Source organism: Pseudomonas sp. BF-R-19, assembly GCF_019956445.1.
Classification (GTDB): domain Bacteria; phylum Pseudomonadota; class Gammaproteobacteria; order Pseudomonadales; family Pseudomonadaceae; genus Aquipseudomonas; species Aquipseudomonas fluorescens_BH.
In genome coordinates this window covers 88,300-103,802 of sequence record NZ_JAHBDN010000103.1, presented here as the reverse complement: position 1 = coordinate 103,802, position 15,503 = coordinate 88,300, and the positions used below count along the sequence as shown (strand labels likewise).

The following is a 15,503-nucleotide window of genomic DNA, read 5'->3' as shown; positions in this document are numbered from 1 at the left end:
GATGCCAGAAACCCTGCCTGCGGGGGTCGCTGAGGCGACACCCGCACATTTGCGTCGACGATCCCGCGGAATCTTTGCGGGACGTGGCGGTGTATGGGTGATCGGTTTGTCGGTGCTGGTTTCATTACTGGCACTGCTACCGATCGCTTACGTTATCGGCGTGTCCCTGCAGACAGGCTGGTCAACCGTCGTGGCCCTGGTGTTCCGCCCTCGGGTCGGTGAACTGCTGGTCAACACCGTGTTGCTGGTGCTGCTGACGATTCCCTTGTGCGTCGCACTGGGGGTGACGCTGGCCTGGCTCACGGAACGCACGAATCTGCCGGGGCGGCGCTGGTGGTCGTTGCTGGCCACCGCGCCGCTGGCGGTGCCTGCGTTCGTTCACAGCTACGCCTGGGTCAGCCTGGTGCCACCGATTCACGGCTTGTTTGCCGGAGTCCTGGTCTCGGTCATCGCCTACTTCCCGTTCCTGTATTTGCCGGTGGCGGCCACTTTGCGCCGGCTCGATCCGGCCATCGAAGACGTCGCCGAATCCATGGGGCTCAAACCCTGGAACGTGTTTTTCCGCGTGGTGTTGCCGCAATTGCGCCTGGCGATCTGCGGCGGCGCCTTGCTGGTCGGCCTGCACCTGCTGGCCGAGTATGGCCTGTACGCCATGATCCGCTTCGACACCTTTACCACCGCGATCTTCGATCAGTTCAAATCGACCTTCAACGGTGCGGCTGCGCACATGCTGGCCAGTGTCCTGGCGCTGTGTTGCCTGGCGATGTTGACGGCCGAATCCGCGGCACGGGGCTCCGCGCGTTACGCTCGCGTCGGTTCGGGAAGCGCTCGGGAGCAACGGGTCGTTTACCTGAAACCGGCCTCCACCCTGCTCTCGCTGACGCTGCAGATCGTGACCTGCGCCCTGGCCCTGGGCGTGCCCTTGATTACCCTGGGCAAGTGGCTCATCGCCGGCGGTGTGGAAGTCTGGGACATGGCCGAATTGTTGCCCGCACTGGAGCAAACCCTGCTGCTCGGCATCGCGGGCGCGGCGCTGACCACCTGCGCGGCGATCCCGATTGCCTGGCTGTCGATCCGCTACCCCGGTCGACTGCAACGGGTGCTGGAAAGCTGCAACTACATCACCAGTTCCTTGCCTGGAATCATCGTCGCGCTGGCGCTGGTGACCGTCACGATCCATTTTGCCCGGCCGATCTACCAGACCACCTTCACCGTGCTGCTGGCGTATCTGTTGATGTTCTTGCCCCGTGCCCTGGTGAGCCTGCGCGCAGGCATTGCCCAGGCCCCGGTGGAACTGGAAAACATGGCCCGCAGCCTTGGCCGCTCGCCGGCCCGGGCACTGTGGCTGATCACCTTGCGCCTGGCCGCACCGGGGGCTGCCGCCGGCGCGGCGCTGGTGTTCCTGGCGATCACCAACGAATTGACCGCCACCTTGCTGCTGGCCCCGAACGGCACGCGCACCCTGGCGACCGGGTTCTGGGCCTTGACCAGTGAAATCGATTACGCAGCCGCTGCGCCCTACGCCTTATTGATGGTTGTGCTGTCGCTTCCGTTGACCGGACTCCTTTATCACCAATCGAAAAAAACGGCTGGCCGATGAACACTCTTGAATTGAATGCCCTCTACAAGTCCTATGGCGCCCATTGCGCCCTGGACAACGTCAGCCTGTCGGTGCCCAGCGGCAGTCGCACGGTCATCGTCGGCCCTTCCGGCTCGGGCAAGACCACGTTGCTGCGGATGATTGCCGGTTTCGAGTTCCCCGATTCCGGCCGCCTGTCGCTCAATGGCCAGACCCTGGTCGACGGCACCCACGAAGTGCCGGCCCATCAACGCCTGATCGGCTATGTGCCACAGGACGGCGCACTGTTCCCGCACATGACCGTGGCAGCGAACATCGGCTTCGGCCTGTCGACCAGGGGCGCTGAAAAACAGCAGCGCGTCGCCGAACTGATGGACAGCGTGGCCCTGGACGCGAAGATGGCCGAGCGCTGGCCTCACGAATTGTCCGGTGGCCAGCAACAGCGCGTGGCCCTGGCCCGAGCCCTGGCGCAGCAGCCACGGCTGATGCTGCTGGACGAGCCGTTCTCGGCGCTCGATACCGGCTTGCGCGCCGCCATGCGCAAGATGGTTGCGCGGCTGCTGGAAGACGCGGGCGTCACCACCATCCTGGTCACCCATGACCAGAGTGAAGCCCTGTCGTTCGCCGACCAGTTGGCGGTGATGCGTCATGGCCGACTGGTGCAGTCAGGGCATCCGCTGGACCTTTACCGTTATCCCGAAGACGAACAGACCGCCTTGTTCCTGGGGGATGCCGTGGTGATGCCCGCGCGCATCGAGGCCGGTTGGGCCCATTGCGACCTGGGGCGGATCCCGGTCAACAACCACCGCAACAACAGCTCGGCGCAGATCATGCTGCGACCCGAACAGCTGCAACTGGCCAGCATCCTCCCCAGTGACCTGGAAGCCAGCGGGTGCCGGGCCGTGGTCACCGATCGGGACTTCAGCGGCAACACTTGCACGCTGACGGTGGAACTCCAGTCATTGACTCGTAGCGAGCAACCGGGCCGATCACTGCTGGTGCGCAGTTCCGGCATGTATGCACCACCCGCCGGCAGTTCGGTTCAGGTCTCGACCATTGGCCATGCCCATGTACTGAGCGAGGTGTGATCGTTCACAGATCGAATCGATCCACCGCCCGACGCCGCTCGTTGTCATCGCGCACATCGTAGTTGGCCGTGGTCTGGATGTTGCTGTGGTGCGCCAGCTTCTGTGCAATCGACAAGTCATGCTCTTCGATCACCCGGGTGATGAATGAACGCCGGAAGTCGTGGGGCATGATTTTCACCCCGACCTGCGCGCCCCGTTGCCGGGCGATGTAGTAAATCGCGTGTTTGGTGATGCGCTCACGGGTGATGTGGCTGCCACGGCGGATGCGGTTGAACAGGAACGGATCGTCCGTCTCACCGTCCTTGAGCAACGAACGGCGCAGCTCGAGCCAGGCTTCAAGCTTGGCGAAGGCCCAGGCCGGCGCGTACTTGATCAACTGTTTGTTGCCCTTGGCGGTCACCCGCAGGCTGCGCTCGGTGAAGTCGACCTGGTTCAGCTCCAGGTTCACCGATTCGGATTTGCGCATCCCCGAGCCGTACAAAATCCCGATGATCGCCGCATCCCGCAGGCCCTGCGGCCGCGGATCGGCAGCGCAGACCGCCATCAGCTCCTGGATCAGCGTGCGCCTGAGATTGCGCCCCTGGGACAGCCGTGTCCCGGCCATACCCTTCACGGTACGCATCTTCAACAGATGCTCCTGAGAGATCAGGCTCATGCGCCACGCTTCGTTCATCACCCCGCGCACCGCGTTGACATAGAGCGAAGACGTGTTCGGCGCATAGCCATCCGAACGCAAGGTGGCGACCAACGCAATGACGTCCTCGGGCTGCAGATTGTGCCAGGGAATTTCCTCGATATCGTGGTCTTCGAAACCCAGACGGTCGGCGGCATCCTGCAGCACATAACGCATGGTCAGCTGGCTGGACGGCGCCAGTCGCGCCAGATACAGGGTCAGTGGATTGGTGAGGGGTGTGCGGGAATCAGATACAGGTAAGTCAATCAAACGAAACGGCCTTGAAGGTAAACAGTTCAGTGAAACAAGCGGGAAGCGAAATTACGCTGATGTAGAAGACAACGCCCCCGCAGGACTTTTCGCAAGTCGGCGCTGCCCGAATGGACGTGCAACCTGCCGGTCATAGCGAAAAAAGTCAACCGACACGCCCGCCAGTGGCTTTACCACGCGATAGCCGAATTGAAACATGGCCCTGCCTATCCTGCGTCACCGAACCAGCCCGTGCGCCCGAACAAAGGAGTGTCCAATGAAAATCAGCGTGTTTGGTAGCGGATATGTTGGCCTGGTGCAGGCAGCGGTATTGGCGGAAGTCGGCCACGACGTGGTCTGCATGGACGTTGACGAGAATAAGGTCGAACTGCTCCAACAGGGCCACGTGAGTATTTTCGAACCCGGGCTGGCCAGCCTGGTACGCGAAGGTCTTGACGCCAGACGGTTGCAATTCACCCACGACGAAAAATTCGCGATACAGCATGGCCAGGTGCTGTTCATCGCGGTTGGTACACCGTCCCGGGACGACGGTTCAGCAGACTTGCGCTACGTGATGTCGGTGGGCGAAGCGGTTGCCCGGCATCGCGAGCAGCCGGCGATCCTGGTGGAGAAATCCACCGTCCCGGTCGGCACCGGCGACGCCTTGCGCGCGCACATCGACAAATGCCTGCTCAGCGCCGGGCGTCTTTTGCAGTTCGATATCGTCTCCAACCCGGAGTTCTTGAAAGAAGGTTCGGCCGTGACCGACTGCCGCCGCCCGGACCGTATCGTCGTCGGCTGCGAACGCGAAGAAGTGCGTGAGGTGATGCGTGACCTGTACTCGCCCTTCAACCGCAATCATGAACGCATCATGTTCATGGACCTGCGCAGCGCCGAGCTGACCAAGTACGCCGCCAACTGCATGCTGGCGACCAAGATCAGCTTCATCAACCAGATCGCCGAACTGGCCGAACACCTGGGCGCCGACATCGAATCGGTACGCCTGGGCATCGGCGCCGACTCGCGTATCGGCTATCACTTCATCTACCCCGGTTGCGGCTACGGCGGCTCATGTTTCCCCAAGGACATGCGTGCCCTGATCCACAGCGCCGAACAGGCCCATTGCTCCAGTGACCTGCTGCAAGCGGTGGAAGCCATCAACGAGCGACAGAAATTCAAGCTGTTCGAGCGCATCAACGCGTTCTACAAGGGCAACTTGCGTGGCAGGACCTTTGCCTTGTGGGGCCTGGCGTTCAAGCCAAACACCGACGACATGCGCGATGCACCGAGCCGGGTGTTGCTCGAATCCTTGTGGGCCGCCGGGGCGAATGTCCGTGCGTTCGATCCGGAAGCCATGCAGGAAACCCAGAAGCTGTATCCCGATGAGTCGAAGCTGATGCTCATGGGCACGCCCGAGTCGGTCTTGTCCGGTGCCGATGCACTGATCATCTGCACCGAATGGCAACAGTTCAAGGCGCCGGACTTCCAGCTGATCCAGCAGCGGCTCAACGCACCGGTGATCTTTGACGGCCGCAACCTGTACGACTCGGACCGTCTGGCACGCATCGGTTTCACCTACTTCCCGATCGGCCGGGGCGACTCGAGCAAATTGCCGATTCCGTACCAGCAATGGTTTGCCGAGTCAGTGGTTGCCTGAACACCATGATCCCTCACATCCGCCAACAGTCCCTCGTGCTGGGTCTGCACGGCTGTTGGTGCATTGAGCGGGCGTTTCGACAGGAATGATTTCGTGCTGTTGCACCTCAAGCAAATCCCGTGGCAACGAACATTTGCGGCTTCATGTTGATGCACACCCCGGCGCCGACGATGTTTTATGCCTTGAGTGCACTCGCTGCCCTGGGTGGCTTGCTGTGCTACACAAGCGGCCGACGGGGCGTTTTAAAGCAAAATTAATGCACTGAAAGCTCATTAATATGAATTTGTCAGTAGCAGGATTGAACGGCACACTGTGCGCGTTCCTCCCCCAACAGTTGGAACAACTTCAAGGGCTTTCTGGGTTCCCCAGCCAAGCCCTTTTTTTGCATGGATTTTTTCTGCCGGAGTTTTCTCGGAATGCTTGCTCGCTGGTTGCCTGCCGCCATCAACACCCGCCCCACCGAATGGAGCCGCGCCGCCATCGGCATGGCCTTGGGGACACTGATGAGCGTATGGCTCTGTAGCCAGGTGTTCGGCATCGAGGTGGCCCAGCACCTGATCGGTCCACTGGGGGCTTCGGCGGTGCTGTTGTTTGCCGTGTCTTCGGGCGCGCTCGCCCAACCCTGGTCGATTCTCGGCGGCTACTTGTGCGCTGGGGTGATTGCCTTGCTGGTGGCCCATGTGTTGGGCCGAACCCTGGGTAGCGCGTGCCTGGCGGCGGGCATGGCGTTGATCCTGATGTGCTGGCTGCGGTGCCTGCATCCACCGGCCGGTGCATTGGCCCTGACCCTGGTGCTGGCCGATCCGGCGACCATTGCCATGGACTGGAGAGCCATCGGACCGGTGATGCTCAGCGCGGCGACGATGCTGCTCTGTGCCCTGGCCTACAACAACCTGACCCGCGTTCGTTACCCCAAGAGTGCCAGCGAAGCGGTGGCCAGGATTCCTGCCGATCACCCGCCGGTCGACCGTCAGGCCATCACCGCCGAAGACCTGAAACTGGCGTTGGCCGACATGGAAGCGTTCTACGACGTCACGCCCGAAGACCTCGAACAGTTGATCCAGGCCAGCCAACTGCACGCCAAACGCCGCAGCGTGGGCGAGGTGCTCGCCCCTCGACTGTAAGTTGCTGTTTTGGAGGTTCTTTTGCCGTGGCCGGGCGGTTCTGGCATCCTGCGCCTCCATTTTCTGACCCGGCCCGCCTTCTGGCACGCAAACCACCATGACCGCCTCCGAAAAAGCCCCCGCTCCACGCCACAGCGACCTGATCTACGGCCTCGATGACCGCCCGCATCTGACCGCCACCGTCTTCGCCGCCCTGCAACACGTGCTCGCGAGTTTCGTCGGCATCATCACCCCGACGCTGATCATGGGCAGCGCCCTGGGCCTGCAAAGCGAAATTCCCTACCTGATCAGCATGGCGCTGTTCGTTTCCGGCCTGGGCACCTTCGTGCAGGCGCGGCGCTTCGGTCCGGTGGGCTCCGGCCTGTTGTGCCTGCAAGGCACCAGTTTCTCGTTCATCAGTGTGATTCTCAGCGCCGGCTTCATGGTCAAGGCCCGTGGTGGCGGTACCGATGAGATTCTCTCGACCATCTTCGGCGTGTGCTTTTTTGCCGCGTTCATCGAGGTGGTGTTGAGCCAGTTCATCGGCAAATTACGCATGCTGATCACCCCGGTGGTGACCGGCACGATCATCACGCTGATGGGCTTGTCGCTGATCAAGGTGGCAATGACCGACATCGCCGGCGGCTTCGGCGCCCCGGATCTGGGGGCGGCCAGTCACCTGGCCCTGGCGGCGCTGGTGCTGGGAACCATCGTGGTGTTGAACCGGGTGGACGTGCCGTTTCTGCGCCTGGGGGCGATTGTCATCGGCCTTACCCTGGGCTACGGGGTGGCATGGCTCATGGGCCAGGTGGATTTCAACAGCCTGCCCGAAGTACCGCTGATGAGCGTACCGGTGCCGTTCAAGTACGGGTTCTCCTTCGATTGGGTGGCGTTCATTCCGGTGGCGGTGATCTTCCTCGTGTCGCCGCTGGAGGCCGCCGGTGACCTTACGGCCAACTCGATGATCTCCCGGCAACCGGTCAAGGGCCCGGTGTACATTCGCCGGATCAAGTCCGGCCTGCTCGCCGATGGCCTCAACTCGGCCATGGCCGCAGTGTTCAACAGCATGCCGATGGTGACCTTCGCCCAGAACAACGGGGTGATCCAGCTCACCGGCGTGGCCAGTCGCTACGTGGCGTTTTTCATTGCCGGATTGCTGGTGGTGCTTGGCCTGTTCCCGATGATCGGCGCGGTACTGCAACTGATGCCGAAACCGGTGCTCGGTGGCGCGGAACTGGTGATGTTCGGCACCGTCGCCGTGGCCGGGATCAAGATTCTCGCCGAGGCCGGCCTGCATCGGCGCAACATGCTGATCGTGGCGATTTCCATCGGCATGGGCCTGGGCGTGGCCGCCGTGCCGGAAGTCTTGCGTGAACTGCCCAAGGCCCTGCACAACATTTTCGAATCGCCCATCACCGTCGGCGCGCTGTGCGCTATCGTTCTTAATATCTTCTTGCCCGAGGAATTCATCGAACTGGAAGAGGACGAATTCGATCCGGAGGCCTCGGTGCTTCAGGTGATGCAGAACCCCGATGTGACCGCCAGGGATGAACCCGCAAAGGCTGCGGTGGTCGCACAGTCAAACCGCTAGACCGGTTCAAGGGCTGAGCCGCTGACGGTTCAGCCCTTTTTCAGATGAGAGCACGTCCATGCGCAGCGCCCACGCGGTCCTGATTTCCCTCCTGCTCTGCCTGAGCGCCTGCTCTTCGCTGCCCAATCGAGACCCGTTGAGAATCAACGTCGTGGGTGTCGAGCCCCTGCAAGGCGAGGGCATGGAAGTGCGCTTTGCCGTGAGAATCCGCGTGCAGAACCCCAATGACACCACCCTCACCTACAGCGGCGTCGCCCTGGACCTGGACATCAACGGCCAGCCCTTCGCCTCTGGGGTCACCGATGAGAGGGGTACGATCGGGCGTTTTTCCGACACCGTCGTCAGCGTGCCGGTCAGTGTTTCGGCGTTGTCGGTGATCCGCCAGACCTATGGCATCAGCCAGATGAAAACGCTCAACAACATGCCTTATGTCCTGCGCGGAAAGCTCTCGGGTGGAGTGTTCAACACGATGCGTTTCGTCGACAGTGGCACGCTCAATCTGCCTGGATCGACTACGGGCAGCCGTTATAGGCCTGCGAAGAAATGACCGTTGCGCCGCTGAACTTACTCAGTGTCATTGAGAATCAGGCTGCGGTAATGCCCCGGATTTGATCCCGACCACTTGCGAAACGCCTTGTAGAACGAACTGACGTCAGCGAACCCCAGCCGCGTGGCGATTTCGCTGAAGCTGATCGTGGGTTCGGCCAGCCAGACAATCGCCAGCTCCTTGCGCACGCCGTCCTTGAGGCCTTGATAGGTTTGCCCCTCTTCGGCCAATCGGCGGCGCAGGGTTGAAGCCGACATGCACAGGCGTTGCGCCAATGCTTCGGTTTCCGGCCAGTGTTCGGCCGGCAGGTGGCGCAGGTCGTGTTTGATGCGGCTGGCCAGGCTCTGCGGATCGCGGTACTTCACCAGAATGTTCGCCGGCGCACGGGCCAGGAATCGCTCGAGCTCTTCAGGGCTGCGCTTGATGGGCAGGTCCAGGCAATCGGCGGAGAAAATCATCCGCGTGCGTGGGCGGTCGAAGCGCAGGTTCTCGGAAAACATCACCTGATAGTCATCGCAGAAATCCGGCTTCGAACAGCGCAGTTCGATGGCCAGGATCGGAATCCGCCGTCCTGCCAGCCAGCAGGCAACGCCGTGCACGATCATCCAGTAGGTGAAATAGGTGAAGGCCCGACGCGGGTCTTTGTCGTCCTCCAGCAGGACGATTTCCGCCAGGCTTTGCTGACGCACCAACTGCGCCGGCAGGTGTTCGAGGATCAACGACAAAAAACCCAGGCCGCTGGCCACTCCCGCCGCCACGTTGGGCTGGAGCATGGCGCTGCGACACAGGAACGCAAAGCTGCCGGATTTGAGTTTGCGTGGGTCCATGCCAAAGAACTCATCATCGCCGCGCCGTGCCAGCAACCGCCACAGGCGCGCATAGGCCGTGGCCGGAACACGGGCGTCGGCGTTGCCCAACAACTGCGGGTCGATGCCGACCTTGCTCAACACTTCATCCGTGGCGATTCCTGGCGCGCAGCTTTGCAACAGTGCTTCACGCACCAGTTGAATGGAGATGGTGTCTTTTTCCGACATGGATCGCGGCAAGCCCTGTTCTTGTTCGAGTGGGGGGCATATTAGCTGAAACCGCTACCTCAACGCAGATCCCTTGTGGGAGCGCGGATTCCTGTGGGAGCGAGCTTGCTCGCGATGGCTGCCTGGCAGGCGACATGGATTTTTGAGGGTGTACCTATCCGTTTCTGCGGTAACGGCGGCTTATGGTTCCGCCCTTACGGCGGGTCACTTGGAAAAGCCCCAAGTAACCAAGGGCTCTTGCCCCTGACGTTCGGTGCCTCGCTTAGGCTCGGCATGCCCTCGCTCCGGTCCTGCTCCGTGGGCCCGCCGCCATCGGCCATCCATGGCCGGCGGCGGCTAACCCGGCATCCATGCCGGGTTGCCCACTGCGCAGAACCGGAACGAAGCCTCACGAGGGGGCAAGAAGATCAAAAGCCAAAGCAAAAGCGAGGCGGCCTACCGGCCGGCCTGTTTGCTGGGTGCGTTCATCTGGGATGCATCTGTGGCTGTCAGGCCGTCATCGCGAGCAAGCTCGCGATTGCTTTCCTGAGATCCACCGGCTTTACAGAATGCGATAGAGCAACCGCTCGATCCGCACGCGACTCACGCGCTTGAGGAACTTGGCCACGCCCGCCGGGTATTCGGCCAGGGTTTCCAGGTTCTGGAAGTGCTCGATGCGACGGGTGTGCTGGAAGATCTCTGCCAGCTCCTTGCGACGCGGCTCCAGCAGTTCGCCATGGGGATCATCGATCAACAAGGCGTTTTCCAGATCGAGTCGAAACGCCCGCGGGTTGAGGTTGTTGCCGGTCAGCAAGGTATAGCGCCGGTCGATCCACATGCCCTTGAGGTGATAGGTGTGGTCACCATCACGCCACAGGTGCAGGTTCAACTGCCCGCTGTCGATGTTGCGCTGATGACGCTTGGCGAACCGGCGCAAGCTGATTTCGTACAGGTACGGCAGCGCCGAAATGACCCGGAACGGTTCGCTCGGCGGAATGTAGAAGTCGTTGGCCGTCTTGTCGCCGACCACAATGTCGATCTTCACCCCACGGGCCAGTGCGCGGTTGATCTCGCGGATGATCGCCAGCGGCAGGTTGAAGTACGGCGTGCAAATGATCAGTTGCTGCTGGGCGCTGGCGATCAGTTCGCAGATCACCCGGTTCAGCGGATTGTTCTTGCCGACGCCGAGCAACGGGCTGACGGACAAACCGGTCCTGTCGGTGGTGCCCTGCGTGGTGTCGTACGCCGCATGCTTGAGACGGCTGCGCAGGTCACCGATGTCATTGCGCAGGCTGCGGGTGGTCGGCAGGTTCGGCAGGTCGAGGCGGTGCACCGCCTTGGACGCCACCAGGCCGTGCTGCACCAGGTGCTCCATCGAATCGGCCAGTTCACGATTGTGCAGCAGGTGATAGCGGTCGTAGCGGTACTTGTCGAACTTGTGCAGATAGACATTGTTCAGGCTCGCGCCGCTGTAGATAACGCAGTCATCGATCACGAAGCCTTTAAGGTGCAACACACCGAACAATTCGCGGGTTTGTACCGGGACGCCGTAGATCGGCACTTCGCTGGCATGGGTGCGGGTCATTTCCTGATACCAGGCGGAGTTGCCCGGTTGCTTGCCGGCACCGATCAGGCCGCGCTGGGCGCGCAGCCAGTCGACGACGACCACCACGTCCAGTTCCGGACGCGCCAGTTTGGCCGCGTGCAAGGCATCGAGAATTTCCTGGCCGGCCTCATCCTCTTGCAGGTACAGCGCAACGATGTAAATGCGCCGGGTCGCGCTGGCGATTTTCTCCAGCAGGCAACGACGGAATTCGGCAGCGCCGCAGAGGACGTTAACGGCATCGGCCGTCAGCGGAAAACTGCGCAACTTGGGCAGCAGGGAGCGTTTGAAAAACGACGGCATAGGGCTCGCAATGGGTCGAATCCGAAGAACCCGTGAGCTTACACCATCGATTGCTTTGGGTCTTGTTACTGTCTGTAATGCCCTCTTCGCGAGCAAGCCCGCTCCCAGAGGGGACCGTATTTCAAATTTGGGAACGAGCCTGCTCGCGATGGCATTTGCGCGGGCAACAAAAATATCCACTTGACCAAGGAGAACGATCGTTCTACTGTTTGCAACATGAACGAAATCACTAGCAATGACACACGCGACATCATTCTGGATGTCACCGAAAAGTTGATCTACAAAAGTGGCATAGCCGCCACTGGCATGGATCTTCTGGTGAAAACCGCCGGCGTCTCCAGAAAAAGCATCTACCGCTACTTCGCCAACAAGGACGAACTGGTGGTGGCCGCCCTGCAACGCCGTGACCAGCGCTGGATGCACTGGTACAGAGGCGCAGTCGGCCAGGCACAAACCCCGGCCGAGCGACTGCTCAACCTGTTTACCGTGCTCAAGTCGTGGTTCGCCTGCGAAGGTTTTCGCGGCTGCGCTTTCATCAACACCAGCGGTGAAACCGGCGACCCGCAGGACCCGGTGCGCCTGGTCGCCAAAGAGCATAAACAGAAGCTGCTCGACTACCTGTGCGAGCTGTGTACCGAACATGGCGCCGAGGATCCGCTGCTGCTGGCCAGACAGCTGCTGATCCTGATCGACGGTGCCATTACCGTGGCGCTTGTAATGGGTGATCACAGTGCCGCCGATAATGCGCAATGCATGGCGCGAAAGTTATTGGACCTGTAGCAACCTGATCAAGCTCTACAGTTGTTTGAACATTAACTTGATACGGAGACTTTAAATGTCTAATGCCGAAGTTCGTCCGCCACTACCTCCTTTCACCCGTGAATCGGCGATTGAAAAAGTTCGCCTGGCCGAAGACGGCTGGAACTCTCGCGACCCGGAGCGCGTGTCCCTGGCCTACACCCTGGACACCCAATGGCGCAACCGCGCCGAGTTCGCCCACAACCGCGAAGAAGCCAAGGGCTTCCTGACCCGCAAATGGGCCAAGGAGCTGAACTACCGGCTGATCAAGGAACTCTGGGCGTTCACCGGCAACCGCATTGCCGTGCGTTATGCCTATGAATGGCACGACGACTCGGGTAACTGGTTCCGCTCCTACGGCAATGAAAACTGGGAGTTCAACGAGGACGGCCTGATGGCCCACCGCTTCGCCTGCATCAACGACATGCCGATCAAGGAAAGCGAGCGCAAGTTCCATTGGCCGCTGGGGCGTCGGCCGGATGATCATCCGGGCTTGTCGGATCTTGGCCTGTAAACACTGAGCAAAATGTGGGAGCGGCGGTGCGGCGATCCGACTTGCTCGCGAAGGGGCCATCAGATCCAGCATCAGTGTTGGCTGACACACCGCTTTCGCGAGCAAGCCCGCTCCCACATTGGTTTTGTGTCGTGCAGGTGGTTAAGATGCTGCCCTTCCCTGCAGCCTCTTTCTGCACCCGCCGAATAAGCCGATCCCATGCCTTTCGAACTCAGCGTTGACCTCTCCACCCTGGCCATCCTGGCCCTTGTCGCTTTTGTTGCCGGTTTCATCGACGCCATCGCCGGTGGCGGTGGGCTGTTGACCACCCCCGCCCTGTTGACCGCCGGCCTGCCGCCGCACCTGGTGCTGGGCACCAACAAACTCAGTTCGACTTTCGGCTCGGCGATTGCCAGTTTCACCTTCTACCGGCGCAAGCTGTTCCACCCCGCGCAATGGGTGCACGCCATCGTCGGCACCTTGGTTGGCGCGCTGACGGGTGCCGTGGTCGCGCATTACCTGCCAGCGGAATGGCTGAACAAAATGCTGCCGGTGATCGTCTTCGCCTGTGGCGTTTATCTATTGTTTGGCGGCACGCCGAAAGCGCCGCTGGACAGCAACGCACCGATCAAGAAAAAGTGGCAGTCGACCCAAGGCTTCAGCCTCGGCTTCTATGACGGCGTGGCCGGTCCCGGCACGGGCGCGTTCTGGACCGTGAGCAGCCTGCTGCTCTACCCCGTCGACCTGGTGAAAGCCAGCGGCGTGGCGCGCAGCATGAACTTCGTCAGCAACGCGGCGGCGCTGTCGATCTTCATCTTTTCCGGTCAGGTGGACTGGGTCATCGGCCTGTGCATGGGCTCGTCGTTGATGGTCGGCGCCTTCTTCGGCGCCCGCACCGCCATCAGTGGCGGCGCGAAATTCATTCGTCCGGTGTTCATCACCGTGGTGCTGGGCCTGACCGTGCGCCTAGCCTGGCAGCACTGGTTCAGCGTGGCCTAAGCGCCGCGCCACATAGACGTCGATCAGGTAACGGGCAATCGAGCGTGACGCCGGCAACGGCGGCAGCTCGTGCACGTTGAACCACTGGGCGTCCTCGATCTCGTCTTCCTGGCAGACGATCTCGCCACCGGCATATTCGGCGTGAAAGCCGAGCATCATCGAGTGCGGGAACGGCCAGCACTGGCTGCCCATGTACTGGATATTCCTGACCTCGATGCTCACCTCTTCACGAACCTCGCGAATCAGGCAGTCCTCGGCCGATTCGCCCGGTTCGGCGAACCCCGCCAATGTGCTGTAGACACCGCTGACAAAACGCGGCGAGCGAGCCAACAGCACTTCATCGCCTCGAGTCACCAGGACGATCATGCTCGGCGAAATCCGTGGGTAGCTGCGCAGATCGCACGGCTGGCAATACATCGCCCGTTCGCGCGGCACCTGGGTCATGGCCTGACCGCAGTTACCGCAAAAGCGGTGTTCGCGGGCCCAGGTGCCGATCTGCGCGGCGTAACCGAGCACCTTGTAGACCGTGTGATCGCCTTCGAGCATGAACGCCCGCAGGCCTTTCCAGTTGCAACCCGGCACTTCGCTATGACTGCGCAGTTCCAGCAGATAGACCGGCTCGCCATCGAGATGACCGATGCCATGTTCGGCAAGAATCGGCAGGTCCTGACGCTTCAGCCATTCGCGCGCAAACAGTGCGCCATTGTCATCGAACAGAAAGCCTTCGGGGCTGCGCGCGATGGCCCAGCCGCCGGGTTGATCGGTGTCCAGTACTGCGGTGGTCCAGCGAGGAATCATGGTTAATCAATCCAGAAATTCGGGTTTCTGTTTGCTCATATGGGCGGCCATGGCCACGCGCAGATCGGTGGATTGCAGCATGGCGGCGTTCCAGGTGGCGATGTATTCGAGGCCGTCATCGATGCGATGGTCACGCATGTAGCTGATCATCTCCTTGGTGCCGGTGACGGCAATCGGCGACTTGCTGGCGATTGTGTAGGCAATGCCCATGACGCCGTCGAGCAGGCTGGCGTTGTCGCTGTAGACGCGATTGACCAGGCCCATGCTCCGCGCTTCGTCGGCGCCAAACGTGCGACCAGTGTAAGCCAGTTCGCGCAGCATGCCGTCACCGATGATCCGCGGCAAGCGTTGCAACGTGCCGACGTCGGCGGCCATGCCGATGTCGATTTCCTTGATCGAGAACTGTGCATCCTCGGCGGCATATCGCATGTCACACGCGGCAATCAGGTCGATGGCGCCACCCAGGCAGTAACCCTGAATGGCCGCAAGCACCGGTTTGCGGCAGTTATCGACCGCATTGAACGACGCTTGCAGGGTGAGGATCTTGCGCCGCAACAGGCGCGCATTGCGGCCCACGTCCTTGCCCAGTTCATTGGCCACACCGGCCAGCATCATCAGGTCGATCCCCGAGGAGAAATGCTTGCCTGCCCCGCTCAGGACCACCACACGCACTTCATCGGTGTCGTCGATCCATTGGAAGATCTCGACGATCTCGCTCCAGAACGCGGCGTTCATCGAGTTGATCTTCTCCGGACGGTTGATCTGCACATGGGCGATTTTATCGACCAGTTCGACGTTGAACGCAGTGTACTGAGACATGCCAATGATCCTTTTGCGGGCAAAAATGAGGCCCGAACTATAACAAGGCACCAAGGTGGGCAGTAAGGCAGTGGTTCGGCCAAATGCAGGACTCAAAAGTACGCACCACAACAGTGCATGCCTGATAAATCACGTCGCACATTTATGTGACTGCCCAGTGACTTTTTGAGGCCAAAACGCAAAAAAACAT

At 61.1% G+C, this 15,503-nt stretch carries 14 protein-coding genes and 1 pseudogene; 10 read left to right on the top strand and 5 right to left on the bottom strand.

The genetic code is table 11. The features are described 5' to 3' along the window. Window position 1: 1 nt before the first annotated feature. Both KGB28_RS28125 and KGB28_RS28120 read left to right on the top strand, forming a co-directional pair. Entirely contained in the window at window positions 2-1,600 is a 1,599-nt protein-coding gene (locus KGB28_RS28125) for an ABC transporter permease (protein WP_223448789.1), read from the top strand. Beyond that, window positions 1,597-2,667: an ABC transporter ATP-binding protein gene (locus KGB28_RS28120; RefSeq protein ID WP_223448788.1), complete on the top strand. Its 1,071-nt coding sequence runs from the start codon at window positions 1,597-1,599 to the stop codon at window positions 2,665-2,667. The genes KGB28_RS28125 and KGB28_RS28120 overlap by 4 nt, the downstream gene beginning before the upstream one ends. Before the next feature lie 4 nt (window positions 2,668-2,671). On the opposite strand, the gene xerC is transcribed toward KGB28_RS28120, so the two are convergent. Continuing rightward, on the bottom strand, window positions 2,672-3,610 hold the full coding sequence (gene xerC, locus KGB28_RS28115; protein WP_223448787.1) for a tyrosine recombinase XerC: 939 nt from the start codon (window positions 3,608-3,610) through the stop codon (window positions 2,672-2,674). Window positions 3,611-3,866: 256 nt separating this feature from the next. Between xerC and KGB28_RS28110 the strand changes: the two genes are divergently transcribed. The 5 genes and pseudogenes from KGB28_RS28110 (at window position 3,867) to KGB28_RS28090 (ending at window position 8,487) form a co-directional block, all read left to right on the top strand. Further along, window positions 3,867-5,246: a UDP-glucose dehydrogenase family protein gene (locus KGB28_RS28110; RefSeq protein WP_223448786.1), complete on the top strand. Its 1,380-nt coding sequence runs from the start codon at window positions 3,867-3,869 to the stop codon at window positions 5,244-5,246. A gap of 131 nt (window positions 5,247-5,377) precedes the next feature. Then, window positions 5,378-5,503, top strand: a pseudogene (locus tag KGB28_RS28105) (MFS transporter); the annotation flags it as partial. 159 nt (window positions 5,504-5,662) lie between these two features. Further along, entirely contained in the window at window positions 5,663-6,370 is a 708-nt protein-coding gene (locus KGB28_RS28100; RefSeq protein ID WP_223448785.1) for an HPP family protein, read from the top strand. Between the two features lie 97 nt (window positions 6,371-6,467). Further along, window positions 6,468-7,940: a nucleobase:cation symporter-2 family protein gene (locus KGB28_RS28095; protein ID WP_223448784.1), complete on the top strand. Its 1,473-nt coding sequence runs from the start codon at window positions 6,468-6,470 to the stop codon at window positions 7,938-7,940. Window positions 7,941-7,998: 58 nt separating this feature from the next. Next, window positions 7,999-8,487, top strand: a complete 489-nt coding sequence (locus KGB28_RS28090; RefSeq protein ID WP_223448783.1) for an LEA type 2 family protein — start codon at window positions 7,999-8,001, stop codon at window positions 8,485-8,487. Between the two features lie 17 nt (window positions 8,488-8,504). Here KGB28_RS28090 and KGB28_RS28085 read toward each other — a convergent pair whose 3' ends face one another. Next, window positions 8,505-9,521, bottom strand: coding sequence for an AraC family transcriptional regulator (locus KGB28_RS28085; RefSeq protein ID WP_223448886.1), 1,017 nt, complete (start codon window positions 9,519-9,521; stop codon window positions 8,505-8,507). A gap of 541 nt (window positions 9,522-10,062) precedes the next feature. After that, window positions 10,063-11,406, bottom strand: coding sequence for a CDP-diacylglycerol--serine O-phosphatidyltransferase (gene pssA / locus KGB28_RS28080; protein WP_223448782.1), 1,344 nt, complete (start codon window positions 11,404-11,406; stop codon window positions 10,063-10,065). A 216-nt stretch (window positions 11,407-11,622) separates the two neighbouring features. Here pssA and KGB28_RS28075 point away from each other — a divergent pair, with 216 nt between their 5' ends. The 3 genes from KGB28_RS28075 to KGB28_RS28065 all read left to right on the top strand — a co-directional run bounded on the left by KGB28_RS28075 (window position 11,623) and on the right by KGB28_RS28065 (window position 13,696). Further along, a complete protein-coding gene (locus tag KGB28_RS28075; protein WP_223448781.1) occupies window positions 11,623-12,186 on the top strand; it encodes a TetR/AcrR family transcriptional regulator in 564 nt (187 codons plus the stop codon). Window positions 12,187-12,241: 55 nt separating this feature from the next. After that, window positions 12,242-12,718: a DUF1348 family protein gene (locus tag KGB28_RS28070; protein ID WP_223448780.1), complete on the top strand. Its 477-nt coding sequence runs from the start codon at window positions 12,242-12,244 to the stop codon at window positions 12,716-12,718. A gap of 198 nt (window positions 12,719-12,916) precedes the next feature. Next, window positions 12,917-13,696, top strand: a complete 780-nt coding sequence (locus tag KGB28_RS28065; protein ID WP_150723998.1) for a TSUP family transporter — start codon at window positions 12,917-12,919, stop codon at window positions 13,694-13,696. Here KGB28_RS28065 and nudC read toward each other — a convergent pair. Together nudC and KGB28_RS28055 are read right to left on the bottom strand one after the other, a co-directional pair. Next, window positions 13,664-14,494 (bottom strand): NAD(+) diphosphatase, encoded by an 831-nt coding sequence (gene nudC / locus KGB28_RS28060; protein WP_223448779.1) that lies wholly within the window; start codon window positions 14,492-14,494, stop codon window positions 13,664-13,666. The two genes, KGB28_RS28065 and nudC, sit on opposite strands and share 33 nt — an antisense overlap. Before the next feature lie 6 nt (window positions 14,495-14,500). Beyond that, window positions 14,501-15,313 (bottom strand): crotonase/enoyl-CoA hydratase family protein, encoded by an 813-nt coding sequence (locus KGB28_RS28055; protein ID WP_223448778.1) that lies wholly within the window; start codon window positions 15,311-15,313, stop codon window positions 14,501-14,503. Window positions 15,314-15,503: the final 190 nt, after the last annotated feature.